The sequence below is a fragment of the Shewanella sp. YLB-07 genome, from assembly GCF_009377275.1.
Genome location: NZ_VOQB01000013.1, coordinates 79,829 through 103,482, shown reverse-complemented (window position 1 = coordinate 103,482; position 23,654 = coordinate 79,829). Strand labels below are relative to the sequence as shown.

General features: G+C 46.2%; 18 protein-coding genes. 12 read left to right on the top strand and 6 right to left on the bottom strand.

The window, feature by feature from the left end:
* The first annotated feature begins 368 nt into the window (after positions 1-368).
* Positions 369-2,351, top strand: a complete 1,983-nt coding sequence (locus FS373_RS23855) for an alpha/beta hydrolase family protein (protein WP_152830773.1) — start codon at positions 369-371, stop codon at positions 2,349-2,351.
* 85 nt (positions 2,352-2,436) lie between these two features.
* Here the strand turns inward: FS373_RS23855 and FS373_RS23850 are convergent, their stop codons facing one another.
* Together FS373_RS23850 and FS373_RS23845 are read right to left on the bottom strand one after the other, a co-directional pair.
* Positions 2,437-3,468, bottom strand: coding sequence for a DUF4382 domain-containing protein (locus tag FS373_RS23850; RefSeq protein ID WP_152830772.1), 1,032 nt, complete (start codon positions 3,466-3,468; stop codon positions 2,437-2,439).
* A 234-nt stretch (positions 3,469-3,702) separates the two neighbouring features.
* Positions 3,703-4,428, bottom strand: a complete 726-nt coding sequence (locus tag FS373_RS23845) for a YebC/PmpR family DNA-binding transcriptional regulator (RefSeq protein ID WP_144048320.1) — start codon at positions 4,426-4,428, stop codon at positions 3,703-3,705.
* Positions 4,429-5,094: 666 nt separating this feature from the next.
* Between FS373_RS23845 and FS373_RS23840 the strand changes: the two genes are divergently transcribed.
* Both FS373_RS23840 and FS373_RS23835 read left to right on the top strand, forming a co-directional pair.
* Complete coding sequence (locus FS373_RS23840) at positions 5,095-6,057, top strand: TAXI family TRAP transporter solute-binding subunit (RefSeq protein WP_152830771.1); 963 nt, start codon at positions 5,095-5,097, stop codon at positions 6,055-6,057.
* 144 nt (positions 6,058-6,201) lie between these two features.
* Complete coding sequence (locus FS373_RS23835; RefSeq protein WP_152830770.1) at positions 6,202-8,802, top strand: TRAP transporter permease; 2,601 nt, start codon at positions 6,202-6,204, stop codon at positions 8,800-8,802.
* Positions 8,803-8,882: 80 nt separating this feature from the next.
* Here FS373_RS23835 and FS373_RS23830 read toward each other — a convergent pair whose 3' ends face one another.
* A complete protein-coding gene (locus FS373_RS23830) occupies positions 8,883-9,818 on the bottom strand; it encodes a LysR family transcriptional regulator (RefSeq protein WP_144048317.1) in 936 nt (311 codons plus the stop codon).
* Between the two features lie 97 nt (positions 9,819-9,915).
* Here FS373_RS23830 and FS373_RS23825 point away from each other — a divergent pair, with 97 nt between their 5' ends.
* The 6 genes from FS373_RS23825 to FS373_RS23800 all read left to right on the top strand — a co-directional run bounded on the left by FS373_RS23825 (position 9,916) and on the right by FS373_RS23800 (position 17,446).
* A complete protein-coding gene (locus FS373_RS23825) occupies positions 9,916-10,974 on the top strand; it encodes an HlyD family secretion protein (RefSeq protein ID WP_144048316.1) in 1,059 nt (352 codons plus the stop codon).
* 2 nt (positions 10,975-10,976) lie between these two features.
* Positions 10,977-12,569 carry a DHA2 family efflux MFS transporter permease subunit gene (locus FS373_RS23820; RefSeq protein ID WP_144048315.1) on the top strand — a complete coding sequence of 531 codons (1,593 nt, stop codon included), beginning with the start codon at positions 10,977-10,979 and terminating at the stop codon, positions 12,567-12,569.
* A gap of 64 nt (positions 12,570-12,633) precedes the next feature.
* Positions 12,634-13,539, top strand: coding sequence for a LysR family transcriptional regulator (locus FS373_RS23815; RefSeq protein ID WP_152830769.1), 906 nt, complete (start codon positions 12,634-12,636; stop codon positions 13,537-13,539).
* 152 nt (positions 13,540-13,691) lie between these two features.
* Positions 13,692-15,131, top strand: a complete 1,440-nt coding sequence (locus FS373_RS23810) for a DUF1254 domain-containing protein (RefSeq protein WP_152830768.1) — start codon at positions 13,692-13,694, stop codon at positions 15,129-15,131.
* A 46-nt stretch (positions 15,132-15,177) separates the two neighbouring features.
* A complete protein-coding gene (locus tag FS373_RS23805; protein ID WP_144048312.1) occupies positions 15,178-16,716 on the top strand; it encodes a sulfatase-like hydrolase/transferase in 1,539 nt (512 codons plus the stop codon).
* An 82-nt stretch (positions 16,717-16,798) separates the two neighbouring features.
* Positions 16,799-17,446 carry a hypothetical protein gene (locus tag FS373_RS23800; protein WP_144048311.1) on the top strand — a complete coding sequence of 216 codons (648 nt, stop codon included), beginning with the start codon at positions 16,799-16,801 and terminating at the stop codon, positions 17,444-17,446.
* 143 nt (positions 17,447-17,589) lie between these two features.
* Here the strand turns inward: FS373_RS23800 and FS373_RS23795 are convergent, their stop codons facing one another.
* Both FS373_RS23795 and FS373_RS23790 read right to left on the bottom strand, forming a co-directional pair.
* Positions 17,590-18,813 carry an OmpP1/FadL family transporter gene (locus FS373_RS23795; RefSeq protein WP_144048310.1) on the bottom strand — a complete coding sequence of 408 codons (1,224 nt, stop codon included), beginning with the start codon at positions 18,811-18,813 and terminating at the stop codon, positions 17,590-17,592.
* 152 nt (positions 18,814-18,965) lie between these two features.
* A complete protein-coding gene (locus tag FS373_RS23790; RefSeq protein ID WP_144048309.1) occupies positions 18,966-20,363 on the bottom strand; it encodes a DUF1254 domain-containing protein in 1,398 nt (465 codons plus the stop codon).
* 162 nt (positions 20,364-20,525) lie between these two features.
* Here FS373_RS23790 and FS373_RS23785 point away from each other — a divergent pair, with 162 nt between their 5' ends.
* The gene (locus tag FS373_RS23785) at positions 20,526-21,695 is read left to right on the top strand and encodes an anaerobic sulfatase maturase (RefSeq protein ID WP_194165927.1); all 1,170 of its coding nucleotides are present in this window, start codon (positions 20,526-20,528) and stop codon (positions 21,693-21,695) included.
* A 63-nt stretch (positions 21,696-21,758) separates the two neighbouring features.
* Positions 21,759-22,217, top strand: coding sequence for a GNAT family N-acetyltransferase (locus tag FS373_RS23780; protein ID WP_144048308.1), 459 nt, complete (start codon positions 21,759-21,761; stop codon positions 22,215-22,217).
* A 63-nt stretch (positions 22,218-22,280) separates the two neighbouring features.
* Here the strand turns inward: FS373_RS23780 and FS373_RS23775 are convergent, their stop codons facing one another.
* Entirely contained in the window at positions 22,281-22,526 is a 246-nt protein-coding gene (locus FS373_RS23775; RefSeq protein ID WP_152830767.1) for a hypothetical protein, read from the bottom strand.
* Positions 22,527-22,747: 221 nt separating this feature from the next.
* Here FS373_RS23775 and FS373_RS23770 point away from each other — a divergent pair, with 221 nt between their 5' ends.
* A complete protein-coding gene (locus FS373_RS23770) occupies positions 22,748-23,632 on the top strand; it encodes a radical SAM protein (RefSeq protein WP_152830766.1) in 885 nt (294 codons plus the stop codon).
* The last annotated feature ends 22 nt before the right edge of the window (positions 23,633-23,654 follow it).

Sequence of the window (23,654 nt, the reverse complement as noted above, 5' to 3'; positions counted from 1 at the left end):
ATTGGTCCTATGGGGTGCCTCAGGGTTTAATCTCTCGGGTCCCATAAGATTACCGCTAGTCGCTAATTTGAGTGGTAAACTGGGATGGGAAATGGCTACCCTGCAGGCTGTCACTTCCATCCCCAATCTTAGTTGAGAGGGCCCTTAGGGGCCTTTTTTGTTATCGGAGCTTTACAGGTTTACACATTTTTCGGCTTGAGTATATTGATGAGCGAGTATAAATGACTCGTTTTTTTGCCTGCTATAGGCTAGCTTGCTACCTGATCACTGTATTTATATCGAGAGTTTTTATCTTCTCGTTAGGTGTTAGTGGCGTGAAGTACATGGATTTTAACGATCTTTTTCGATGAATAATTAAGAGGAACACAATGAAAAAGTCTCTTCACCTCAGCGCGCTTGCGCTGGCTGTTAGCTTAGGTTTATCAGCATGTTCTGGAATTAATACCGGAACGAACCAGGTTAATACAGGCTCAGAAGGTACTCAGCTATCTCAGCAAGGGCCTGTTCAACAATACGATGCCAAGACCTTCTTTGAGACAACCACCTATTTCGGTTCGTCTTTTTCAGCTGATGGTAAGTCGATTCTCATTGGCTCGGATCAGTCGGGTATCTTCAACTTGTATAAGCTTGATGCGGCAACAGGGGCACAATCAGCCTTAACCACATTTAAAGACACCACTTATCCAGTTTCCTGGTTCCCCAATGATGACAGAGTTTTATTGACCCAAGATAACGGCGGTAATGAGCTGTATCATCTATTTGTACGTGAGCTTGATGGCAAGATAGTCGATATCACTCCGGGTGAGGAGACTCGTTCTGACTTTGTGAACTTCACTAACGATGGTGAGTACTTCTTTGCGACAACCAACGAGCGCGATCCTAAGTTTATGGATCTATACCGTTATGATGCCAAGACCTATGAGCGCGAGCTAGTATTTAAGAATGAGCTAGGTTTTAACATTTCAGAAGTCTCGAATGATGGCCGTTTTGTCTCTTTGTCTAAGACGCACACCAACAGAGACAGCGATACTTATCTGTTAGATTTCAGGAAGCGCATCGTTAAGCCGACCATCATCAGTCAGCACTCAGATCCAGCCAACTATAATCCGATAACGTTCTCGACCGATGGCAGCGCCCTGTATTACAGCACAGATGCCAAGGGAGAGTTCTCCCAAGTATGGCAGTACGATATTGCCAGCAGTGAGCATAGTCTGGCGGTGAAAGATGACTGGAATGTCAGCTTCGTTTACTTCTCTGAATCTGGCCGCTATCGCGTGTCAGGTGTGAATGCTGATGCCAGTACCCGCATCAGTATTTTAGATACCAAGACGGGCAAAGCGCTCAAGTTACCTCAGTTACCCGATGGCGATCTCAGGAATGTGAACTTCTCTAAGGATGAACAGACCCTCGCCTTCTATATCAACTCGGATACGTCTCCGTCGAACCTGTTTGTATGGCAGCTGGGCACAGATTCTGCTAAACAACTCACCCAAGCCCTGAACCCTAAGATTAACCCAGATGACCTAGTTGCCAGTGAAGTGGTGCGTTTCAAGAGCTTCGATGGCCTCGAGATCCCTGGGTTACTGTTTAAGCCAAAGGGTGCCAGCGCAGAGAATAAACGACCCGCCGTGGTGTTTGTCCATGGTGGGCCAGGTGGCCAGAGCCGCACCGGATACAGCGCTATGCGTCAGCATCTGATCAATCATGGCTACGCCGTGTTTGCGGTGAATAACCGTGGTAGCTCAGGCTATGGTAAGACCTTCTTTCACCTCGATGATAAGAATCACGGCGAGAATGACCTGCAGGATATTATCTACGGTAAGAACTATCTGGAGACATTAGATTGGATCGATAAAGATAAGATTGGCATCATGGGTGGCAGCTATGGTGGCTATATGACGGCTGCAGCTTTGGCCTTCGAGCCGGAAGAGTTTAAGGTGGGCATCGATATCTTCGGTGTCACCAACTGGGTTCGTACTCTAGAGTCTATTCCACTTTGGTGGGAGTCTTTTAAGAAGGCGCTCTATGATGAGATGGGCGATCCCGCCACTGATGGCGAGCGTCATCGCGCTATCTCGCCTCTGTTCCACGCGCAAAACATCACTAAGCCCTTGATGGTCATTCAGGGAGCTAACGATCCACGCGTACTCAAGATCGAGAGTGATGAGCTGGTGGAGAAGGTGAAGCAAAACGGCGTGCCAGTGGAATATGTGGTATTTGACGATGAGGGTCATGGATTCCGTAAGAAGCAAAATCGAATAACCGCCTCTGAAGCTTATGTGAAATTTCTCGATACTTATCTGAAAGGTGATGCAGGTCAGCTTCCTGGTGAGAGAGTAGCGACTAAGTAGATTAAGATTTTCTACTGAATGACGAAGGCACTCTGTTGAGTGCCTTTTCCCTCTACGCCCGTTTTGCCAGATAGACTAATCGGTATTAGCTAAGCGGCAGGATAAAATCATAGATTGACGTTGCACCTATGGTCACATCGACATTGCCAGTTGTGGCTTGATGAATGAAAAATACGGGATCTGTGGCACCAGCTTGCTCCGTTTCCGGATCATCATTGTCGGCGACACAGGTAAAGCCTAACTGATAACTCCCTGCCTCGATAAAACCAAACTCATAGCTGTAACCTGTGATCTCATCTGCCTCGAGTACTGGATTAGCTCTCGCTGCAGCCAGTGGAGCCGTGAGTGTGGCTGCAGGCCTGAAGTCTTCCATCGCCTCGATTAATGTATTTTGAGGATAGAGATAGATGGCTAAGCCGAGATCACTATAGCCTGGTGAAGTGCTTTCACAGGCAGCCAGTACATCTAAGTGAACGTTTCCCGAAATTACGCCGACTTCAGTAATATTAATCAGTTGTACCGAAGTGGGTTTAAGGGTCCAGTAGGCTTTATTGCCATGGGGGGCTTGTAAGCCTTTGGCGAGATTGAATTCGGCAACGTATCTGTTGCTATCCGCGGTAATAGTGACGGCTTTATTGAGAAATAGTCGGCCCGTGTCGGGATCATCTGCACCTATTCCGCCACAGGAGCCGTTATTGTTAGTGACTAGCCCCTCAACAGCTTCACCAACTTTTACATGGGAGCTGGTTTCATCGGCGACTTCTCTGTTCTCCATGTAAATACACATCTGGTATTCGCCTAGAGGGACGCTCTCATCTGTGACTAAATTGGCCACAGTTTGTCCTTGTACTGAGAGTAGATCGACCTGACTGGCGTTGCCTTCATTGTCAGAGACATCGAATGAGATTGAACCATCCTCACCTTTTAATACGACTTGTTTAAAGGCAATATTGACCTTATCGGCCAGAGCGGGGTTATCTGAGACGCCTAGGCTAAATGTTCCTGTAGTGGGATCAGGCGTATCTGGTGTGCTGCTATCACTATCACTATCACTGCCGCCACAAGCTGTGAGCATTCCTGCCAATAAAAGATAGGGGATTGTTTTGGTATATTTCATGATTAATCTGCCACTTTTTTGGATTTGGCTTCTTCTGATGTTCTCTAAGCATTTGTGAGAATGAGTGGTAAGAGGCCTGAGATAGCTAAAGTTTAGATGAGATCAGGGAACTGCAGACTATAAGATTGTGTGGATACTTTTGAGTCTTGTTAGTGCAGGGGGATCAGCAGTTTGAAGTGGTTAACTGAAGAAGGATTCGCTGTTATTGGATAAATAACAGCGAATACAGAGACGTTACTCAGGCAACTCAGCGTTATGGTAGACGTTCTGCACGTCGTCACAATCTTCCAGAGCCGCTAAGAATTTCTCAAACTGCTCAATCACTTCAGGATCTGTGATGTCGGTAAAAGTTTGCGGGACGAAGGTGATCTCTTCCACTTCGAAGCTAATATCTGGTGTCTCTTCGGTCAGTGAGGTCTTGACCTTGAAAAACTCTGTGTGCGGCGCAAAGACACTGACGATACCGTCTTCAACTTCGATATCGGTAACATCCACATCGGCCATCATCAGGGTTTCAAGTATGGCTTCTTCATCTTCGCCCTTGAAGGCAAAGACGGCTTGATGGTCAAACATGTGGCCAACCGTACCCGGTCCACCTAGCTTGGCATCGTTCTTTACGAAGGCTTGACGCACTTCGGTGAAGGTACGCTTACCATTGTCGGTTAAGCAGTCAACGATGACCATGGCGCCACCTGGGCTGAAACCTTCGTAACGAGCTGTGACATAATCTTCGCCGCCGCCGCCTCTGGCCTTTTCGAGAGCGCGCTCGATCACGTGAGCCGGAACCTGATCTTTCTTAGCCTTGGCGATCATTTGACGAAGTGGCAGGTTGCCGTCGGGGTCGAAGCCACCATTCTTAGCGCAAACGTAAATTTCTTTACCGTATTTTGAGTAAATTCTGGTTTTTTGGCCAGCAGTTTTAGCCATAGACTCTTTGCGGTTTTGGTATGCTCTTCCCATCTTGATCTATCTCATTATGCTTAAAAAATTGTCTGCAATGTTAGCAGCTTTAAAACCATTTTTGCAGGGGAGGAGTTTTTAATTTGAGACGCAGGCTCAGATTTAGAAAAATTAGTCGATCTCGCTATAGATAAAGTGCTTTCCTCTCACTCTGCATAAAACAATTTAAACCTAAATTGGATCTATTTTTTCTTCAACTCTGCTTGAAGTATTGGACCAGTATTAACCTTCTTTGTTGATATTTTTCTCGTTTGTTTTCCTGTTTCACCTGATTTTCATGCTGTAAACCTAAGGTCATGGCCTATAAAAGTGGATAAGATCACGTGCTGGCGATGCGCTTTGATACGCTTTGGGGTAATTTGTTTTCCTCTGTACGCCTGTGTTTTGCAAAAGCGAGTTTTGTGTTGCCTGTAGGTTTAGCTTTTAGCGGTATATCTCACTATCTGGGCTTTTTATTCTGGTTGGACTTGCTTGAAATGGCGAGATCTAAGAGTGTTTAAGCCTAAATTAGAGCGTGCCAATAAAGTGAATATGAACATTTATTGTTTCTAAGTTCATCTGGGGTTCATCGAGTAAGTGACTTTAGCTGGTTTCTGTACTTGAAGATTCGCAGGTTTTGTTGGGAAAAATATCACGCCGATACTTTACGAACTGAAGGAAACAAGCATGTCTAAAAAATCCATATTAGTTGCTGCGGCACTATCGACTATGGCATTGAGCCCCTTAGTCCAGGCACAAGAATTTATTACTATTGGAACTGGCGGTGTCACGGGGATCTATTATCCTGCTGGCGGCGGCATGTGTCGCTTAGTTAATCAGAATAACCAAGAACACGGCATGCGTTGTTCAGTTGAGAGTACCGGTGGTTCAGTTTACAACCTCAATACCTTACGAGCGGGTGAGCTTGAATTCGGTATCGCCCAATCTGATCAGCAATACAATGCCATTAAAGGTAAAGGTGCCTTCGCTAATGCCGGGCCCTATGACGATCTACGCTCTGTGTTCTCCATCTACACCGAAGCATTTACTGTCGTAGCCCGTAAAGATGCCAACATTACCACTTTCAACGATCTTAAAGGCAAGCGCGTCAATATCGGTGAACCAGGCTCAGGTCAACGGGCCACAATCGAAGCCATTATGGATGCGAAAGGCTGGACTCGCAGCGATTTTCGTCTTGCATCTGAGTTAAAAGCGGCGGAACAGGCCCAGGCACTTTGTGACAACAAGATAGATGTCATGGTCTATTTCGTGGGTCACCCCAATGGTGCAGTGCAGGAAGCAACAACGTCTTGTGATACAACCGTGGTCAGCGTCGATGACAAGGAAGTTAAGCAGATGGTTGAGTCAACGCCTTACTTTGTCTCTTATGAAATCCCTGGCGGCATGTATAACGGCAACGACAAGCCCGTGACTACTATTGGTGCTAAGGCAACTCTGGTGTCGAGCGCTAAGGTCTCAGATGAATCGGTTTACTGGACGGTTAAGTCGGTATTCGACAACTTCGATAACTTCCGCCGCTTACATCCAGGTTTCGCTAACCTGACCAAAGCAGAGATGTTGGAAGGTAACACGGCGCCACTTCACCCAGGTGCAGAGAAGTATTTCAAAGAGGTTGGCTTAATCAACTAAGCCAGCGAGAAAGAACACATTCTGGTTATTTTTTAGGGCAGTGTGGAGCTTCTACACTGCCCTAGTTTGCCAGCTAGATTTCAAAGAGACTATTTTTGTGATGCCCGTCGGGGGGAGCACAATCAGTTCAAGCAGGTTATCCACATGCAAAAAACACAAGAACAAGGGGCGCTAGGGGAAATGGCCGCCAATAATGACTCCGGAGCTCGGCAATTAAGGGGATTTTCCGGCAAGCTTATCACAGGTATTGCCTTGTCTTGGGCCTTGTTTCAACTTTGGTACGCCTCGCCACTGCCGTTTATTCTAAATATTGGCATCATTAATGACACTCAAGCCAGAGTTATCCATCTGGCATTTGCCATTTTCCTCGCGTTTACGGCATTTCCGGCATTTAAATCGTCGAAAAAACACAGTGTCCCTGCTCTCGACTGGATGTTTGCCTTCGTGGGAGCTGGAGCCACCCTCTATCTTTTCTGGTTCTATGAGCAGTTATCGACTCGGCCGGGCGCTCCGATACCCATGGATATCTATGCGGCTGTTATCGGCATGGTCTTACTGCTTGAGGCGACTCGCCGCGCGTTAGGCCCACCCTTGATGATAGTCGCGGGCTTGTTTCTGGTTTATATCTTCGCTGGCCCCTTCATGCCGGAGGTGATCTCTCATCGAGGCGCGTCACTTTCCAAGGCTGCCAGCCATATGTGGATCACCACCGAAGGTGTGTTTGGCATAGCTTTAGGTGTCTCTACCAGCTTCGTTTTCCTGTTTGTGCTTTTTGGTGCCTTGCTAGAGAAGGCCGGAGCGGGTAACTACTTTATCAAGATGGCATTTTCTTTGCTGGGCCATATGCGCGGAGGGCCTGCAAAGGCGGCCGTGCTGGCATCGGGTATGACGGGACTCATTTCAGGCTCCTCTATCGCCAATGTGGTCACGACCGGCACCTTCACCATACCCTTGATGAAACGTATGGGCATGCCGGCTTACAAGGCTGGCGCAGTCGAAGTCGCCTCATCTTGTTATGGACAAATAATGCCGCCAATAATGGGCGCCGCGGCGTTTCTTATGGTGGAATATGTAGGTATCCCCTATGTCGAGGTGATTAAACACGCTTTTATTCCGGCGATAGCAGCGTATCTGACTTTCCTCTACATCATGCATCTGGAGGCATTGAAGGCTAACCTGCAGGGCATAGCGCGCACCGAACCGCCAGCGCCTTGGAAGATACGCTTGTTGCGCTTGGGTATCACCATCTCCAGCCTGATAATTCTCGCCGGTGTGGTGTATTTTGCACTGGATTTTGTCAAGGGTAATACGGGGGATGCCGCAGTTTGGATCATTTCTGTGGGCACCTTACTGGCATACATCTTTCTGGTTTCCCATAGTGCTAAGTACCCGGATTTAGAGATTGACGATCCTAACTGTACGACGCCTGTACTACCTAAGCTCGGACCTACGGTTAAGTCTGGTCTGCACTTCCTGTTACCTGTGGTCATCTTGGTCTGGTGCCTGATGGTGGAGAAGCTATCGCCTGGTCTTTCGGCCTTTTACGCCACCGCCTTTATGATCTTTATTCTGCTGTCACAGCGACCGTTATTTAGCTTCTTCAGGGGGAAAAATGGAGGAGTGAATGATATCAAGGCGGGCGTTCGAGATCTGCTCGATGGCTTAGAAACCGGGGCCAGAAACATGATTGGCATAGGCGTGGCGACTGCTGCTGCCGGTGTGGTCGTCGGCGCAGTGACTCTGACTGGTCTGGGCCCTGTGATGACCGAGCTGGTGGAGGTGATGTCCGGTGGTAGTTTAGGCTTGATGTTAGTCTTGATTGCGGTGATCAGCCTGATCTTGGGCATGGGTTTGCCGACGACGGCTAACTATATTGTCGTGTCTAGTCTGATGGCGCCAGTCGTGATTAGTTTAGGTGCTCAGCATGGCTTGATTGTGCCGCTTATCGCAGTACATCTGTTTGTATTTTACTTTGGCATCATGGCGGATATCACTCCTCCGGTTGGCTTGGCGGCCTTCGCGGCATCGGCAATATCCAAGGCCGATCCGATAAAGACAGGGGTTCAGGCCTTTAAATATGCCATGTTGACTGCGGTTCTGCCATTTATGTTTATCTTCAATACTGACATCATCTTGGTGGGCATAGACAGTATCTGGCAGATGATGTTCATCTTTAGTTATACCTTGGTAGCCATGTGCCTATTCGCTTCGGCAATGCAGGGTTATTTCGTTACTAACAATAAGCGTTATGAGTCAGTGTTGCTTATTCTGGTGGCCTTTAGTTTGGTTCGTGCCGATTTTTGGGTGGATCAGATACAGGCTAAGTTTATCGAACACCCGGGTAGTGATATCACTCAGGTTGTCGATACGCTCAAGGATGATGAACCATTACGTCTGGTGCTGGGCTATGAAACCTATAAAGGTGAGAGTAAGCAGAGGGTGGTGATACTGGAGTTGCCACAGGCAGATACTGCCCAGCAGCGACTCGATGCAGCAGGCCTGATGCTGATGAAAAATGATAAAGGCCAGACTGTTGTGGATATGGTTGGCTTTGCCAGTAACGCACAGAAGGCGGGCATCGACTTCGATCAGCAAATTCTCGCGGTACAGCAGACGAATGCCCGCTTCGCTAAAGAGTGGATATTCATTCCGGCCCTGATGCTGGCAGGATTTGTTTTCTGGCGTCAGCGCAGGCGAGCCGATGCTGCAACTGAGCTGGGCGTTGAGCCCGTGCCTGGCTACTAAGTGTGTTGACTTAACATCATTGAATCAGCCGCAGAAGTTATTATTTTGCGGCTTTTTATGCCTGTTTAAAAAGTCGGGTATTACTTTTGTGGCATTGAGATGAAGTCCGGAATTTCGAGCAGAATATTATCCGGATTTTGGCTCAGACTTTCATAGAGGAATTCGATAAACACCCGGTATTTTCTCGGTAGATAGGCTCGTTGTGGAAAGCTCATAATGAGCTTAGTCTGGGTCATGGGAAAGTCCTCCAGCAGAGGAATCAGTTGTTTATTATCTAAGGCCTGTTGGGCGATGATATTGGGCACTGTTGCTATGCCTAATCCCTCTATTGCGGCTTCTCTAGCTAAGGTTACATTGTTCACCGTCAGTTGTGCTTCTGGATCTGAAGTTACCCATTTATCTCCGTCAAACAGGGTCCAACTAGCATCTATATGAGCGGATTTTAGCTTGATGGCTTTATGTTGGTTGAGATCTTGCGGAGTCTGTGGGGTGCCATTACGAGCCAGATATTCCGGGCTCGCCATCAGGGTCTTGGCAGTAATAAGCAGATCATAACTCTGTAGCCTAGTATCTGTTGACGAGGTTATCTGAAACAGAATATCCACGTCTTCCTCAATCACATCGACTTTGCGGTTACTGAGTTCGGCCTCTATGGAGATGTCCGGATAACGCCTAAGGAAGCGGGCAAAGATTTTCCCCAAAAATAGCTGCCCCAGCTCTATGGGACAGACAATTCTGAGCTTGCCCTTGATCACCTCTTGGCTGGCGCTGAGTTGAACTTCTGCTTGCTTGAGATCCGCCAGAATACGGTGAACCCGGTTGTAATAGGCCGAGCCTGCCTCGGTCAATTTGAGTTTTCTGGTGGTGCGAAATAAGAGCTGAACCCCAGCATCAGCCTCTAATTCGGCAATCTTACGGCTCACCGTCGCCTTGGTCAGGCCCAAGGCCTTAGCCGCTCCGGTAAAGCTTCCCTGTTCGACGACTTGATCAAACATCTGTACGCGATTGAGATCCATGATTGTTACACCTGTGAAACAGTGGGTAAGATTTTAACTATCTAATAAACATATGGAGACAGTAGTAGACTATGAAATACTAATCAAGGAGTCATGTATGTCCAAGAGTAAATTATTCATTCTAGCGCCACTCTTCATCGCAGTCATAGCGGGTGGTGGCTATTACTGGTGGACTCAGGTGCGCTTCTTCGAATCCACAGATAACGCCTATGTGGAAGCGGATATTTCCAACATCAGCGTCAAGGTGCCCGGTTATGTGGTGATGACCGAGATTACCGATAATCAACATGTAGAAGCTGGCCAGCTACTGGCTCAGCTCGAAGATAATCAATATGAGGCTAAGGTCGCCCAGAATCAGGCGGAGTTGGATAGCACTAAAGCCGAGCAACAGACCTTAGTGGCTAAAGTCAGCCTGCAACAGGCACTGATCTCTCAAGCTCAGGCCGGGGTGATCGCTGCCGAGTCGGATCGTTTGCGTGCACAGCAGCAACTGACTCGTTCGAAGAAGTTAAAGGTAAAGAATTATAGTTCTCAAGACGATGTCGATGAGAGGCAGGCCGGGTTTGAGTCTGCTAAGGCGCATTTGGATGAAGCAAAGGCAGCGCTGATCGCTAAACGCAGAGAGCTCGAGGTGTTTTACGCTCAGCTCGTACAGGCCGATGCCAATGTAGTGCAAGCTCGAGCCGGATTGGATCTCGCTAAGATACAGTTGGCAGATACCCAAGTGCGGGCACCATTTTCGGGTGTGATAGGTAAGCGCGGGGCCATGAAGGGCCAGTATGTGCAGCCTGGTCAGGCGCTCTACAGTTTGGTGCCGGATGGGGCTGTTTGGATCACGGCTAATTTTAAAGAGACCCAGATCCAACATATGCAGCCCGGTCAAACGGTGAAAGTTAGTCTCGATGCGTTTCCCGACAAAACCTTTACAGGTGTTATCGATAGTCTGTCACCCGCATCCGGTGCCAAATTTAGTCTGTTGCCGGCGGAGAATGCCACGGGTAACTTCACTAAGATAGTGCAGCGCATTCCTGTGCGGATCCGTCTAGACCTCAGCGAAGAGGAGGCGAGGGTTGTTCCGGGTTTGAGCGCCGTGGTTAAGGTCGATACCCGCAGTGCTTCCCTAGAGCAGGCCCTCGCTGCTAATTTGGATCGCTAGTCATGAGCGCCGCTGTAGAGTCAGTATCAGAGCCGTCATCCACTGTGACGGTCAAGCCACAGGGCTATGAGAGGGGCAGTCGCCGAGCCTGGATTGCCGTGTTCGGTGGTCTTATCGGCGCTTTCATGGCTATTCTGGATATTCAGATAACCAATGCCTCCATGAAGGAGATTCAGGGCAGTCTTGGCGCGACCTTAGAGGAAGGCTCCTGGATCGCGACCGCCTATCTGGTGGCCGAGATGATCGCCATTCCTCTGTCTGGCTGGTTGAGCCAAGGCCTGTCGGTACGACGCTATCTGCTGTGGACCACAACCGCCTTTATCGGCGCATCGATACTCTGTTCCATGTCCTGGAATCTTGAATCTATGATCGCCTTTAGGGCCATGCAGGGATTCTTCGGTGGCGCCTTGATCCCCTTAGCCTTCAGATTGATTCTAGAGTTTCTTCCCGACGATAAACGCGCCGTGGGCATGGCCTTGTTTGGCGTGACCGCCACCTTTGCCCCGTCTATCGGCCCGACTCTGGGTGGCTGGTTGACCGAGCAATTTAGCTGGCACTACCTCTTCTATATCAATGTTCCCCCAGGGCTTCTGGTGATGGCCATGCTCGCCTATGGTTTGGAGAAGAAGCCGGTGGTATGGGATAAACTGAAAAATATGGACCTGTCTGGCATCATCACTATGGCGCTGGGCATGGGGTGTCTGGAAGTGGTGCTCGAAGAGGGCAATCGCAAAGAGTGGTTTAGCTCAGATCTGATCCGCAACCTGAGTCTGGTTGCCGCCGTCAATATCGCCCTGTTTATCTATATTCAGCTAAAGAAGAAAGAACCTCTGGTTAATCTCAGGCTACTGAGGCACAGAGACTTTGCCCTCTCGACGTTAGCTTACTTTCTACTTGGCATGGCGCTATTTGGTGCCATCTACCTAATCCCGCTATATCTGTCACAGATCCATGACTATAGTCCGCTGGAGATAGGTGAAGTGATCATGTGGATGGGCTTTCCTCAACTGCTGGTATTGCCATTTATTCCTAAGTTGATGGAGCGCTTCGATGGGCGCTATCTGGCGGCATTTGGTTTCGCCATGTTTTCTCTGAGTTACTATATGAACAGTCATATGACGGCGGATTATGCCGGTCATCAGATGATAGCCTCCCAAGTGGTGCGCGCTCTGGGTCAGCCATTTATTCTGGTGCCTATCGGTATCATAGCCACCATGCATATTAAGCCCCATGAAAATGCCTCGGCATCGACGGTACTCAATGTGATGCGAAACCTGGGAGGGGCCTGTGGTATCGCTCTGGTGGCGACCATGACAGATAACCTGTCACGGGAGCATTTGGCTCATATTAAAGAGACATTACCGGCGGTGAGTCCCTTGGCTAATGACTATTTCACTCAAACCACCAATGTGTTTATACAGGCGGGTTCAGATCCTGTGACGGCATCGGCCCAAGCCCATGCCATGCTGAGTCAGACCATGACACAACAAGCCTATATTCAGGCCTATAATGATGTGTTCTACATGTTGGCGGCTCTGCTGTTGATTGCCGTGGTGTCAGTACTCCTGATCAGAAAGCCAGGTAGTAAGGCTTAGATTGCATATTTGGATGTAATAGGCCTGTGATAGACTATTACTTCTATAACTCGGGATAAACATAATGGCTAAAGACTTAAATTTACTGCGTTTGTTGATTATTTTAGCTGAAGAGAAACAAACGGTACTAGCCGCTAAACGCATGAATTTAAGCCAACCGACGATCAGTATTATGTTGAAGAAATTGCGGGATCAATTTGACGATTCCCTCTTTATCAGAGATAAAAACTTTCTTGTGCCGACAAGAAAGTGCACCCAAATTTTATCAAGCTTACCCGATATCTTTATTCAACTAGATAAGCTGTATAGCGATAACACCAAGTGGGATATCTCAGAGCTTAGTGGGGAACTTCATCTCATTCTCTCGCCGCCTCTGATACCGACTCTTGGGGTTCATTTAATAAAAAAACTCACGTCATTAGCCCCCGAACTCACGGTGCAATGTTCCCATTGGAGTCTGAATACGCCGCAACAGCTCGAGCTAAATGCGCAGCATTTCGGCATTACCTATCTTCCCATGGAAACCAATAAGACCTTAATGGAGCAAGAGATCGGCAGCGATGAATTTGCCTTGGTAGTGAGAAAAGACCATCCCCTAAAGGAAGCGACGGTCGAAGCCCTGCTGCCGTACCCTATCTGTATTAGTATTATTCCTGGTGTCACCGGCCCGTCTAAGGCCGAGAAGCTCATTCGTCATTTCAAGCTGAAGAAAAAAATAAGCCTGAGAACCGGTGATATATCCTTGATGACCAATTTAATGAAAGAGAGTGATTATATCGGTATCATGCCGCGCTCACTGCAAGTCTCTATTGGTGACAACTTTCGTTTTCTCCCTCTTCCCCAAGAGTTAGTTCCGAAAGGCTATCAAAGAAAAATTGCATTTTTCTGTCACCAAACAAACCGTAAACAACCCTTAACCGAATGGTTAATCAGGGAGTCGAAAGAGATATTAGCCCAAATTTGCCCTTAGGTTTAGAGACATTCGGCTTCAAACAATGAAACTCGCTATCTCGTTATTTTAATTCAACTAAATTTCTCTATTTAAATTGATAATAGAGAGTATAGAGATAAATTTTAGCGAAAATACGTAAGCTACTCCTATCCACTTGAGAGGAGTAGCTTATGTTTAAGAAACGAATGACCGCCGTTATTGTGGCAACGGTCTTAATGCATTCTATGGGCGTCAGTGCTCATGAAATGAAACCATCCCCCTCGTCTGCAGCCTCCCAGATCCAAGACAATCAAGCCAGCACCTGGCTAGATCAAGAAAGTTACCTATTGGCAACCGATGCCTATTTATGGGGCTCGACCTTAGTTAGGATGGAGCAAGTTGCACGTCAATATACAGATCTATCACAGGCTCAAAATGATACTAGTTATCGTGCGCCTTTAAATCATTTTGGCCATGCCCGTCGTCTTCCTACCGATGAAGATACCGACATGCCCACCGCAAATCGCGATACCTTGTATTCGAGTGCCATTGTCGATGTGTCGACACAGCCAATGATCTTATCGACGCCTGAAGTCGATGACCGCTATTTTGTCATCGACATGTTTGATATGTGGCATAACCTGTTTAAGTACGTGGGAACCCGCACTACGGGAACATCTGCGCAGAAAATTATGATTGTGCCACCAGGTTGGCAAGGCGACGTGCCTGAGGGGGTCACGCTTGTAGAAGCGCCGACCGCTAAGGTTTGGTTATGGGGACGAACTCAGGTCTTTGGTGAAAAAGATTACTCTAAGGTTCATGAGATTCAAGATCATTACACTCTGACACCATTGAGCATGTATCTGTCAGGTGAAATTACCGACGTTACCTCTATTCCTTTATCGCCAAGAGCTGGAGCTGCTAAGGATCCTCTTAGATTCTATGAAGAGCTAGGTGTTTATCTAAAAGCCAATCCTATTCCTGAACGCCAGCAAGCACTATTGGGGCAATTCAAGAAAATCGGCCTGACTGAAAATGGGTTTGATCCCAGTAAATTAACTCAAGCGATGAAGGTGCAACTGGAGAAAGCAGTCAGAGACGGACAAAAAATTGTCGCTGCGCAAACCTCAAATCCAGTTACTCTGACTCAGAAAGATGCCTGGTTCTACTCTTTTGTGCTTGATCAATTTGGTGATGACAACGCCTTACGCTCACTTATTTCGCACCCCTACCTTGGTGGTCAAGGCGCGAAGGAAGCCATGTATCCGATCGCTTTTACCGACTCACAAGGTCAATTGCTAACGGGTAATAAGAACTACAGCATGCACTTTAGGAGTGCGCCGCCGGTTCACTCGTTCTGGTCCGTTACTCTATATGATGCAAAAACAAAGATGTTGATTGGTAATGAAATTAATCGTTTCAGCATCAGCGACCAAACCCCGCTCACCAAGAATGATGATGGCTCGTTCGATCTTGTCCTATCCCATAAAAAACCCACAGGCAGCAGACAGGTCTCCAACTGGCTACCAACAGCCAAAGGAAACTTCTATGCCATCACTCGTTTATATGTTCCATCACAACAAATTCTCGACATGAAGTGGACTGTACCAGCGATTAATCCGTCGAAATAATCGATTAATTGCAGCTATGACTCTTTAAATTTATAGGTACTACTCAATGAAAAAAACCAGCTTAGCCAAGACAGCCTTGGCGATCGCCGTGACCTCTTTTGGCGCTCATGCAGCTCATACACAACCTAACATTGTCACTATTATGATTGATGATGTTAGCCCAATGGATATCTCAGCTTATCACCGTGGTTTAGGGGCAATCGAAACTCCCAATATAGATCGGATTGCCAAACACGGCATGATGGTGAGTGATTATTATGCTCAAGGTAGTTCTACTGCGGGTCGAAGTGCCTTCATTACCGGCCAATATCCTTATCGAACGGGTCTGACAACCGTGGGGCAACCAGGCTCAAATATTGGTTTGCAAAAAGAGGATCCTACCTTGGCTCAGATGCTGAAGGCCAAAGGCTACTCGACGGTTCATGTGGGTAAGAGCCATTTAGGGGATCGTAATAAATTTCTGCCTACAGTGCATGGCTTCGATGAGTTTTACGGTTTCCTGTATCACTTAAATGTCATGGAAATGCCCGAGCAAGCAAACTTCCCTAAAGATCCGAATTTTGTCGGACGTCCACGAAATATGATCCACAGTTATGCCACCGATCATTATGATAAAACCGTACAGGCTCGCTGGGGGGAAATAGGTAAGCAACGCATAGAAGATAAAGGCCCCTTAGGCGCAGAACGCATGAAAACCATTGATGATGACTTTGTGAAGTTTTCCACGGATTGGTTAGATAAGCACGAGTCAACCCAGCCCGATAAGCCCTTCTTTATGTGGTTTAACCCATCGCGTATGCATCAACAAATTCATGTCAAAGATGAGTATTTAGGTTCGAGCGGACATACTGAATACTTCGATGCATTGAAAGAATTAGATGATCAAATTGGGGTGTTGTTAGATAAATTAGATGCCCTCGGAGAAACTGACAATACCATCATCATGTTTACCTCAGATAACGGTATTAACTTAGATCACTGGCCAATGGCGGGTTCGGCTGAGTTCCGTGGCCAGAAGGGGACAACATGGGATGGTGGTTTTAGAGTGCCTATGCTGATTAGCTGGCCAGGACACATTCCCGAAGGGAAGTACACAGGTGGCTTTATGACTTCTGAAGACTGGGTTCCTACCCTAATGGCTGCAGCCACCGGCAATACTAAAATTAAGCAGGAATTACTTCAAGGTAAGAAAATTGGCGACACAAGCTACAAGGTGCATTTAGACGGTTACAACCAATTAGATATGCTGACTAACAATGGAGCGAGTAAGCGTCACGACTTCTTCTTTTATAACGAGCAACATTTGAATGCATTTCGTGTTGACAAGTGGAAAGTGCACTTGAAAACTAAGACCGAGTGGACCGAACCTGCAAAAGCCTGGCCTCTGGGCATCATACTCGATATTAAGGCGGATCCTTTTGAGCGCAGTATCGATACCAACGGTTGGTTTCTATGGATGAAAGAGCGTTCTTGGGTGGTGCCAATATTGCAAAAATCAATTGTGGAGTACAAAAAATCATTGAAAGCTTTCCCTCCTCGCCAGAAGTCGGGTGGGATCGGCATGTCGGATAATTCAGTTAAGTAGGGTATTTGACTGAAGCCTAATCTTGAAAAAAGGAGCATTTCGCTCCTTTTTATTTCTCTTTATGTTTTAAGCAAGGTGTTCGATGAAATATATACCACTATCTCTCTTAGTGATTGCTTTAACTCCATTCTATTGCGCTGCAGCTGCAACTGCTGATGATGTGGACATGTCTGATCCCATGGCTGTGTACACTGGCGGAGATATTAAGGCTGGTGATCAGGGCTTGGGAGGGGCGCTGCAATTTTCTGCAGGCAAGAAGGACTGGGCTGTAATGGGAAAAGTGGAAGCCAGCAACAATTTTGAGACCTATCGCGCTCGTATTTTTACACCAAATAAAATTACTGGTACAGGCATTTATATCGATGCGGGTAAAGATAACCACATCGATGGTTTCAGCTCTAAATACGCCACAGTTGGTGTGTTACAGGTGATTCCTATCAATGATAAACTGAGGTTATATGCTGGGATCACCTATGGCAAGTCTTGGGAAGCTAACCAGAAGTTTCAAGATACCAAGCTAATTAATACTCAGATTTACGCTAAATACAAAATTGATGATAAGTTTTTTATTATGGTATCACCGCAATATAAATACGGTCTGGATGGTGAGGAGTTTCGTGATTTTTATGCCGAGCTTAGCCTAGGATATAAGATAGACAAGAGTAACATCGTTATGTTTACTGGCAGTACCGATCAACAAATGTGGCTGACCTATAAATTCAAAATATAATCGTACTTTAGATTATTGACAGGAGACGGGTGTCTACACCAGAAAGGGAAGAGTTAAAGGGAGTAACTCCCCCCCTTAAGCTGGATTAAGATGCTATCTATGGGGTGATTAGATAAGCGTTGTGTCGGTTACTTATCGGCGGGTTAGTTAAAGGCCATGTTCATGGTAATTCCAAAAAATTGATTCGAGTTATCAAATTGTCCGTTCATGCCATCATTATTAATCTCAGGTTCGCCATAATCCACATAGCTATAATATGTATTGAAGGTGATGTCTTTGGTCCATTGATACGTTACGCCAATACTGTAGCGGTGCTGGGTATCGACAGGTAGGTCAGCACCTTGGTATTCAGGCACATCTAATGGAGAACTCGCATATCCTATGCCAGCTTCCAATCGTACTCTAGACGTTAATTGATAACGAGCGCCCAGGGCGCCAGTCCATACATTGTCAAAATTACGAGCTATTTGAGTCACATTATTGCCATTAATTGATATCCGGGTCGATTCATTATCACTCCATTGTTCAAAACCTAGGCTCCAAACAAGACTCAGAGGTTGAGATAATTGATGCAGTCCGGAGACTTCAACTTGACGTGGGTTCAATACATTTAAACCTGCTAGGCCAGATTTGGCAGAGATGCTTGGATCCAATTGGTCAGGCACATTCGGTAGATCTACCTTGATTGAACTACTATTAAACGTTCCGGTTAAGTCATGTTCCATTCGAGATCTATAGGTAATACCAAAACGTGTATCTTTATTCCACTGATATATGGCGCCAAGGTTATAACCCAAAGACCAACTGTCTGTATTCACATTGGCTTGACCATATAACAGATTTTCTTCAAATGTCGCATAGTCAATTTGAAGGCCTGCACCTAGGGAGAGCTTTGGATTAACTTGATAAGAAACACTTGGATTAAACTGCATTACCGATAATCTGAGATCATTTAAATTTAATGCTCCTCCATAGCTGGTTCCATAGTCTAATGCACTTCCTCCCTGAACTGAGATGCTCATGCCAAGATGCACATCATCATTTAGTTGATGTACATAATAGAGGGAACCATAGGGTTGCAGTCCCCCTGCATTGCCACTATCCAAGCTGGGATCTGATGCATCTTTATAATGAACCCCGAGATCCATCATGGCCAGGTTAACGCTCAGTGCATCGCCATCGAGGTAGCTCATACCTGCGGGGTTCGAATATGCTACCGAGGCATTTTCGGCTATCACAGCACTGCCTGCTCCGGCTGTGCTCACTGTCATGGTACTCATTTCTGGGATTAAGGTGCCGGCCGCGTTTGCCTGACAGGCAAGCAGCAAGGCTGAACTTAATAAAGTTAAGGAGTGTATTTTCTTCATAGAATAATTCTCTTTCTGTGCAAAGTGCCAAACAAAAAGAGTATCTTGAGCGAACACCCAAGATACTCTTCATCGAGACTTATTTAATGATTGGTTAATCTCATTCCATATAAGCCTATTTTAAGTTCAGAGACTTACTCGGAATAATGTCATTACTGTTTGACCACTTGGGGAAGTTGGTAGGTGTTGTCTAATACAGCTTGGGTTGGCTCATACAAGCGCATATGCAAGTAGAATTTTTCTTCCGGTGCGGGTAGCCAATTACATTGTGCATCTAGTGGCTTATCGTGCTGAATGCATACGGTTAATGATCCATTCTTGTTGTAAGTCAGTTCATCTTTACGGCTGCTTGATATCGAGTAGCGGTTAATACTGTTGGGTACCATAAATAAGTGCTTCGCATCGTACATGGTCAATGACCAAAATGCTTTTGCCGGCGCATCCGCTGGCATCGTCATTCTGTATTGATTCTTTCCTGACAGTTGTTGCCCATCATTATCCGTATAACGATTGGGGTATAAGGCTCTCTCTTTAGTATTTAATCCCCCGGCGCGGAAGTTAATACTGGCCCGGCTTAAGAAATCATTACCGTACTTACCTCCCTTAAACATCATCGACCAGCCGTTATTCTTGGTGCCTAAATTTCGGCCTGCGTATTCGATGATCTGTGGTGCAGCATTGAGCGCGCGCATCAGACCTTTTTTCTGATCTGCCGTCAAATTATCTGGGTCGAAGGGTTTATCTCTACCTATGTCTATGTACTTAAATTGATCGACGATAGAGGCATCGGCAGGAATGGGATTATTGCGTAACTCTTTATCAATTAGTTTATACCAGTCTAATCCTTGAGGACGGGCCATAGGAGGGATGCCACCTTTAGCATGGGTTAATTTCACACTTAGGTGCTGCTGTCCAAGTTCTGATAGGGGGTAATTAATGAAGCCATCATGAATTTTTAATGCGGCATTTAAATCTTTATTACCGGCAACTCCAGTTCTTTGAATATACCAGACAAAGGGGGTTCTCGATTCTATGATACCGTCAATTCCATCAGGGGTTTTACCGTCAGCTCCTTTCCAGCCCTTGTTCACTAGCAGGAACTTACCGCCATCTTTACCGACATTATCTTCAATTAAATTGCCTACGGCTTCGGAGTAATCATCCAGCAGTTGCACAATGAAATAACGATTGTTCGTGGGCGGTATTTCAATCACTAAGGGGCCAGTTTGATTTAAATTGATGTGTGATTGTGAATACAAGGTGTCGTTATTCACTGTTGGAACAATTTTGTCATCTGGCCCAGCTAAGCTAACGGTTTTACCCATCATGTTCATAGGTGCCATGCCATTATCCATCGGCGTGTTTACGCTTGTTGAGGTTTGCCTGACTTGCGCTACGGTCAATGGGCCTGCACCGTATATAAAGGCCTGTAGCCCTAAGTTATACGCCAATTCTTCTTGGGGATTTATTGGTGTCAACTCAGCCGAAAATGCCGCTGTGCTGCTTAATAAACTTGCCGCAATGAGTGTAGAAATTATCGCCTTTTTCATATTAACGCCTCTTTCATAGATATCAGCAAAGGCTAGCGACTCTTAGTCGTAATTAACAATTAAAAGAATGAATAACCACTATTAAAAATATCAATTCGACTGGGTCAATAAAATTGCATAAATTAATAACAATCGATAATTTTTATGAAAGAAGGTAATAGGATGACAGTGGCATCTGATCCGGCACCAATAATGCCATATAGCCTTTTTATTAAATCTGAAAGTGCTAAATGCAATTTGGATTGTCACTATTGCTATTACCTCAAAAATGAAGATAAGCAAAAGCCAGGAATGGATGAAGCGACATTAGCGAAAATGATTGTTAATCATATGAAGTCACAACCTGAACAGGCTGGTGTTGTCGATTTTATCTGGCATGGCGGTGAGCCTATGATGAGAGGATTAGACTTCTATCGCTCTGCCATTGAATTACAGCAGCAGCAAAAATCCGCCACACCCATCCAAAACACAATTCAAACCAATGGCACCTTAATTAATGATCGTTGGGCCGCTTTCTTCGCTAAGCATCACTTTATGGTTGGGATCAGCATAGATGGTCCGCAACTTATCAATGATATTGCTCGTATTGATAAAAGCGGACATTCCTCATTCGAAAGAACCATGCGAGGCATGCGTCATCTGCAACAGCATAAGGTTGATTTCAATACACTCACAGTGATTAATAATAAGAGTTATCGCCATGGGAAGCAGATCTATCAGTTTTTAAAGGATAACGGCAGCACTTATCTGCAATTTCAGCCTTGTATCGATCATGAAATGGATCGCAGATTCGATTATGACTGGACCATTTCGGGTAAACAATGGGGACAATTTCTGTGTGAAGTATTCGATGAGTGGGTAGAAAACGACATAGGTAAAATTTATGTCCAATTCTTTGAAAACTGCCTGATGATTCTAATGGGGCAGCAGAGCCAGATGTGCCACCACGCCGATACCTGTGGTCAGCAACTCATGATCGAGTCCAATGGAGAAGTTTTTAGCTGTGATCATTATGGTTATGATGAATACAAGCTTGGTAATATTCACCAGAACAAGGCCTCCTTCTCGGCCATGGTGAGTTCTGAGCAACAAGTCAATTTTGGCCAAGATAAACACGAGTCATTAAGCCAAAAATGTCTGCAATGTGATTTTAAACCTTTATGCAACGGGGGCTGTCCAAAGAACAGAGTCGCTAGTACTGATAATGGTGAAGATCTCAATGTTCTCTGTGAGGGTTATGAAATCTTCTTCAAGCATTCACTTCCTGTGATGTTGAGAATGGTTGATGCAATGCAGAAAGGCTATTCACCGCTGCACTATCGAGTATTTTAAACAGCATATTTAGATTGAAGATGCCTGTGATAGACTGATCTTTTACTTTGGCGGAGAATGAAAATGCAGTGGAATGAATTGGCGTTTAATGCACTCTCGGTCGATGAGTTATATGAGCTGCTGAAGCTTAGGGTAGATATCTTCGTGGTGGAGCAAAATTGTCCCTATCCGGAGCTGGATGATAAAGATAGACACAGTGAAACACGGCATTTACTTGGACGAAATCTTCTGGGTGATATTGTGGCCTATGCGCGAGTATTAGCCCCCGGTGTAAGCTATCCAGAGGTTAGTATTGGTCGTGTGGCGGTGGCGGAGCAAGCCAGGGGAGCTGGTGTCGCCCATCTACTGATGACTGAATCTATGAGGGTCGCTTATACCTATTGGCCCAATGAGAATATTCAGTTAGGTGGTCAGGAATACTTGAAGAGTTTCTATCAGAAGTTAGGCTTCGAGCCTGTGTCCGAGGTGTATCTGGAAGATGGGATACCACATCTGGATATGCTCTATAAAACCGGTAAATAAAAGGAGCACTCCAGAGATTAGTGGAGTGCTCCTCTTTTGGGTATTACCGCAATAAATTGAGGTTTATTCCCTTAGCTGGACCTTAGTGTCGAAATCAACCTCACCCTGCTGGCAGATACTCGCCACTTGGTTATGCTGTGCGATCACCGCTAATGGTCCAGAGGGCAAATGGCGGACAAACAAGAGTCGATATCCGAATCGATGTAGGCTGTATAGCGCCATCTTTTGCTCGGCGCTCATTGAGTGCCAATGTTCGCTTTGCTCCGGGACGGTGCTTCGCCTATCTTGCAGTTGTTGTGCTATTTGCATATTTTTATCTTCACGTATGCAGGCCGATGCTGCCTGTCTGTTTACGCACTTTGTGCGCTCACTTATCCTCGAATTGAGGCTAGGTGAAGTGTTATAGTAACAGCTCATTACTGAACGAAAATTGAACTGAATCATCGTATACTTATTTATAAGTAGATAAAAGTCTTTCTTGAGAGCGAGTTCACAGTTTATTAGGTGTGAGTTTATTAGAAGAGGTTAACTTGCTGAATTATATCGAGCCTGTGTTTCGTCCCCCATCTGAGTGGAAGTCACTTATTTTGCAGGTGACTAATGGTTGTAGCTGGAATAAATGCAGCTTCTGCGACATGTACACGGCACCACAGAAACGCTTTCGCGCCCAGAAACTGGATAAAGTGGCCGATGATATTAAGGCGGTGGCTCGTCGGGGAGTGAGTGTAAGTCGTGTTTTTCTGGCTGACGGCGATGCCATGAGCCTGCCTTTTTCCAGACTGGAAGAGATCTGTTTGTTGATCAGGGAGCACTTGCCTCAAGTCACGAGAATAAGCAGTTACTGCTTGCCGAGAAACTTGAAAAACAAGAGCCCAGAACAGTTGCTTAGATTGAGGGAGCTAGGCTTGTCTTTGCTCTATATCGGCTGTGAGAGTGGCGATGATGAGGTGCTCAAACGCATCGAAAAAGGAGAGACCTATGCGTCCTCTCTAGAGGCGCTGAATAAGATAAAGGCTGCCGGTATTAAGTCTTCTGTGATGATTCTCAACGGACTTGGTGGTGTCGACTTGTCCCATCAACATGCGATAAACTCGGCTCGATTGATGAATGCGGCTCAGCCAGAATTCCTTTCGACTCTAGTCGTGACGCTGCCTTTGGGCACACAGAGAATGGATAAGGCTTATGACGGCCTTTTTCAACTGCCCGATCAGATGGGATTGTTCAGGGAGATGCATACCCTGTTGCAGAATTTGGAGTTGAATAAAACGATATTTCGTTCGGATCATGCATCGAATTATCTGGTGCTTAAAGGTGTATTGGGCAAGGACAAGAGCGAGTTGCTTGCCCAAGTTGAGGGTGCGATACATAGACCTCAGGAAACCATACTCAGGCAGGAATGGCAGCGGGGTCTCTAGCTGCCTAAGTTAGGCTGTGTTT

What these genes read in the sequence shown, in the direction of transcription:
- FS373_RS23810 (WP_152830768.1), top strand. Translation starts at nt 13,692, where the DNA reads ATGTTTAAGAAACGAATGACCGCCGTTATTGTGGCAACGGTCTTAATG.
- FS373_RS23790 (WP_144048309.1), bottom strand. Translation starts at nt 20,363, where the DNA reads ATGAAAAAGGCGATAATTTCTACACTCATTGCGGCAAGTTTATTAAGC.
- FS373_RS23845 (WP_144048320.1), bottom strand. Translation starts at nt 4,428, where the DNA reads ATGGGAAGAGCATACCAAAACCGCAAAGAGTCTATGGCTAAAACTGCT.
- FS373_RS23795 (WP_144048310.1), bottom strand. Translation starts at nt 18,813, where the DNA reads ATGAAGAAAATACACTCCTTAACTTTATTAAGTTCAGCCTTGCTGCTT.
- FS373_RS23855 (WP_152830773.1), top strand. Translation starts at nt 369, where the DNA reads ATGAAAAAGTCTCTTCACCTCAGCGCGCTTGCGCTGGCTGTTAGCTTA.
- FS373_RS23830 (WP_144048317.1), bottom strand. Translation starts at nt 9,818, where the DNA reads ATGGATCTCAATCGCGTACAGATGTTTGATCAAGTCGTCGAACAGGGA.
- FS373_RS23800 (WP_144048311.1), top strand. Translation starts at nt 16,799, where the DNA reads ATGAAATATATACCACTATCTCTCTTAGTGATTGCTTTAACTCCATTC.
- FS373_RS23825 (WP_144048316.1), top strand. Translation starts at nt 9,916, where the DNA reads ATGTCCAAGAGTAAATTATTCATTCTAGCGCCACTCTTCATCGCAGTC.
- FS373_RS23805 (WP_144048312.1), top strand. Translation starts at nt 15,178, where the DNA reads ATGAAAAAAACCAGCTTAGCCAAGACAGCCTTGGCGATCGCCGTGACC.
- FS373_RS23840 (WP_152830771.1), top strand. Translation starts at nt 5,095, where the DNA reads ATGTCTAAAAAATCCATATTAGTTGCTGCGGCACTATCGACTATGGCA.
- FS373_RS23850 (WP_152830772.1), bottom strand. Translation starts at nt 3,468, where the DNA reads ATGAAATATACCAAAACAATCCCCTATCTTTTATTGGCAGGAATGCTC.
- FS373_RS23835 (WP_152830770.1), top strand. Translation starts at nt 6,202, where the DNA reads ATGCAAAAAACACAAGAACAAGGGGCGCTAGGGGAAATGGCCGCCAAT.
- FS373_RS23780 (WP_144048308.1), top strand. Translation starts at nt 21,759, where the DNA reads ATGCAGTGGAATGAATTGGCGTTTAATGCACTCTCGGTCGATGAGTTA.
- FS373_RS23815 (WP_152830769.1), top strand. Translation starts at nt 12,634, where the DNA reads ATGGCTAAAGACTTAAATTTACTGCGTTTGTTGATTATTTTAGCTGAA.
- FS373_RS23785 (WP_194165927.1), top strand. Translation starts at nt 20,526, where the DNA reads ATGACAGTGGCATCTGATCCGGCACCAATAATGCCATATAGCCTTTTT.
- FS373_RS23775 (WP_152830767.1), bottom strand. Translation starts at nt 22,526, where the DNA reads ATGCAAATAGCACAACAACTGCAAGATAGGCGAAGCACCGTCCCGGAG.
- FS373_RS23820 (WP_144048315.1), top strand. Translation starts at nt 10,977, where the DNA reads ATGAGCGCCGCTGTAGAGTCAGTATCAGAGCCGTCATCCACTGTGACG.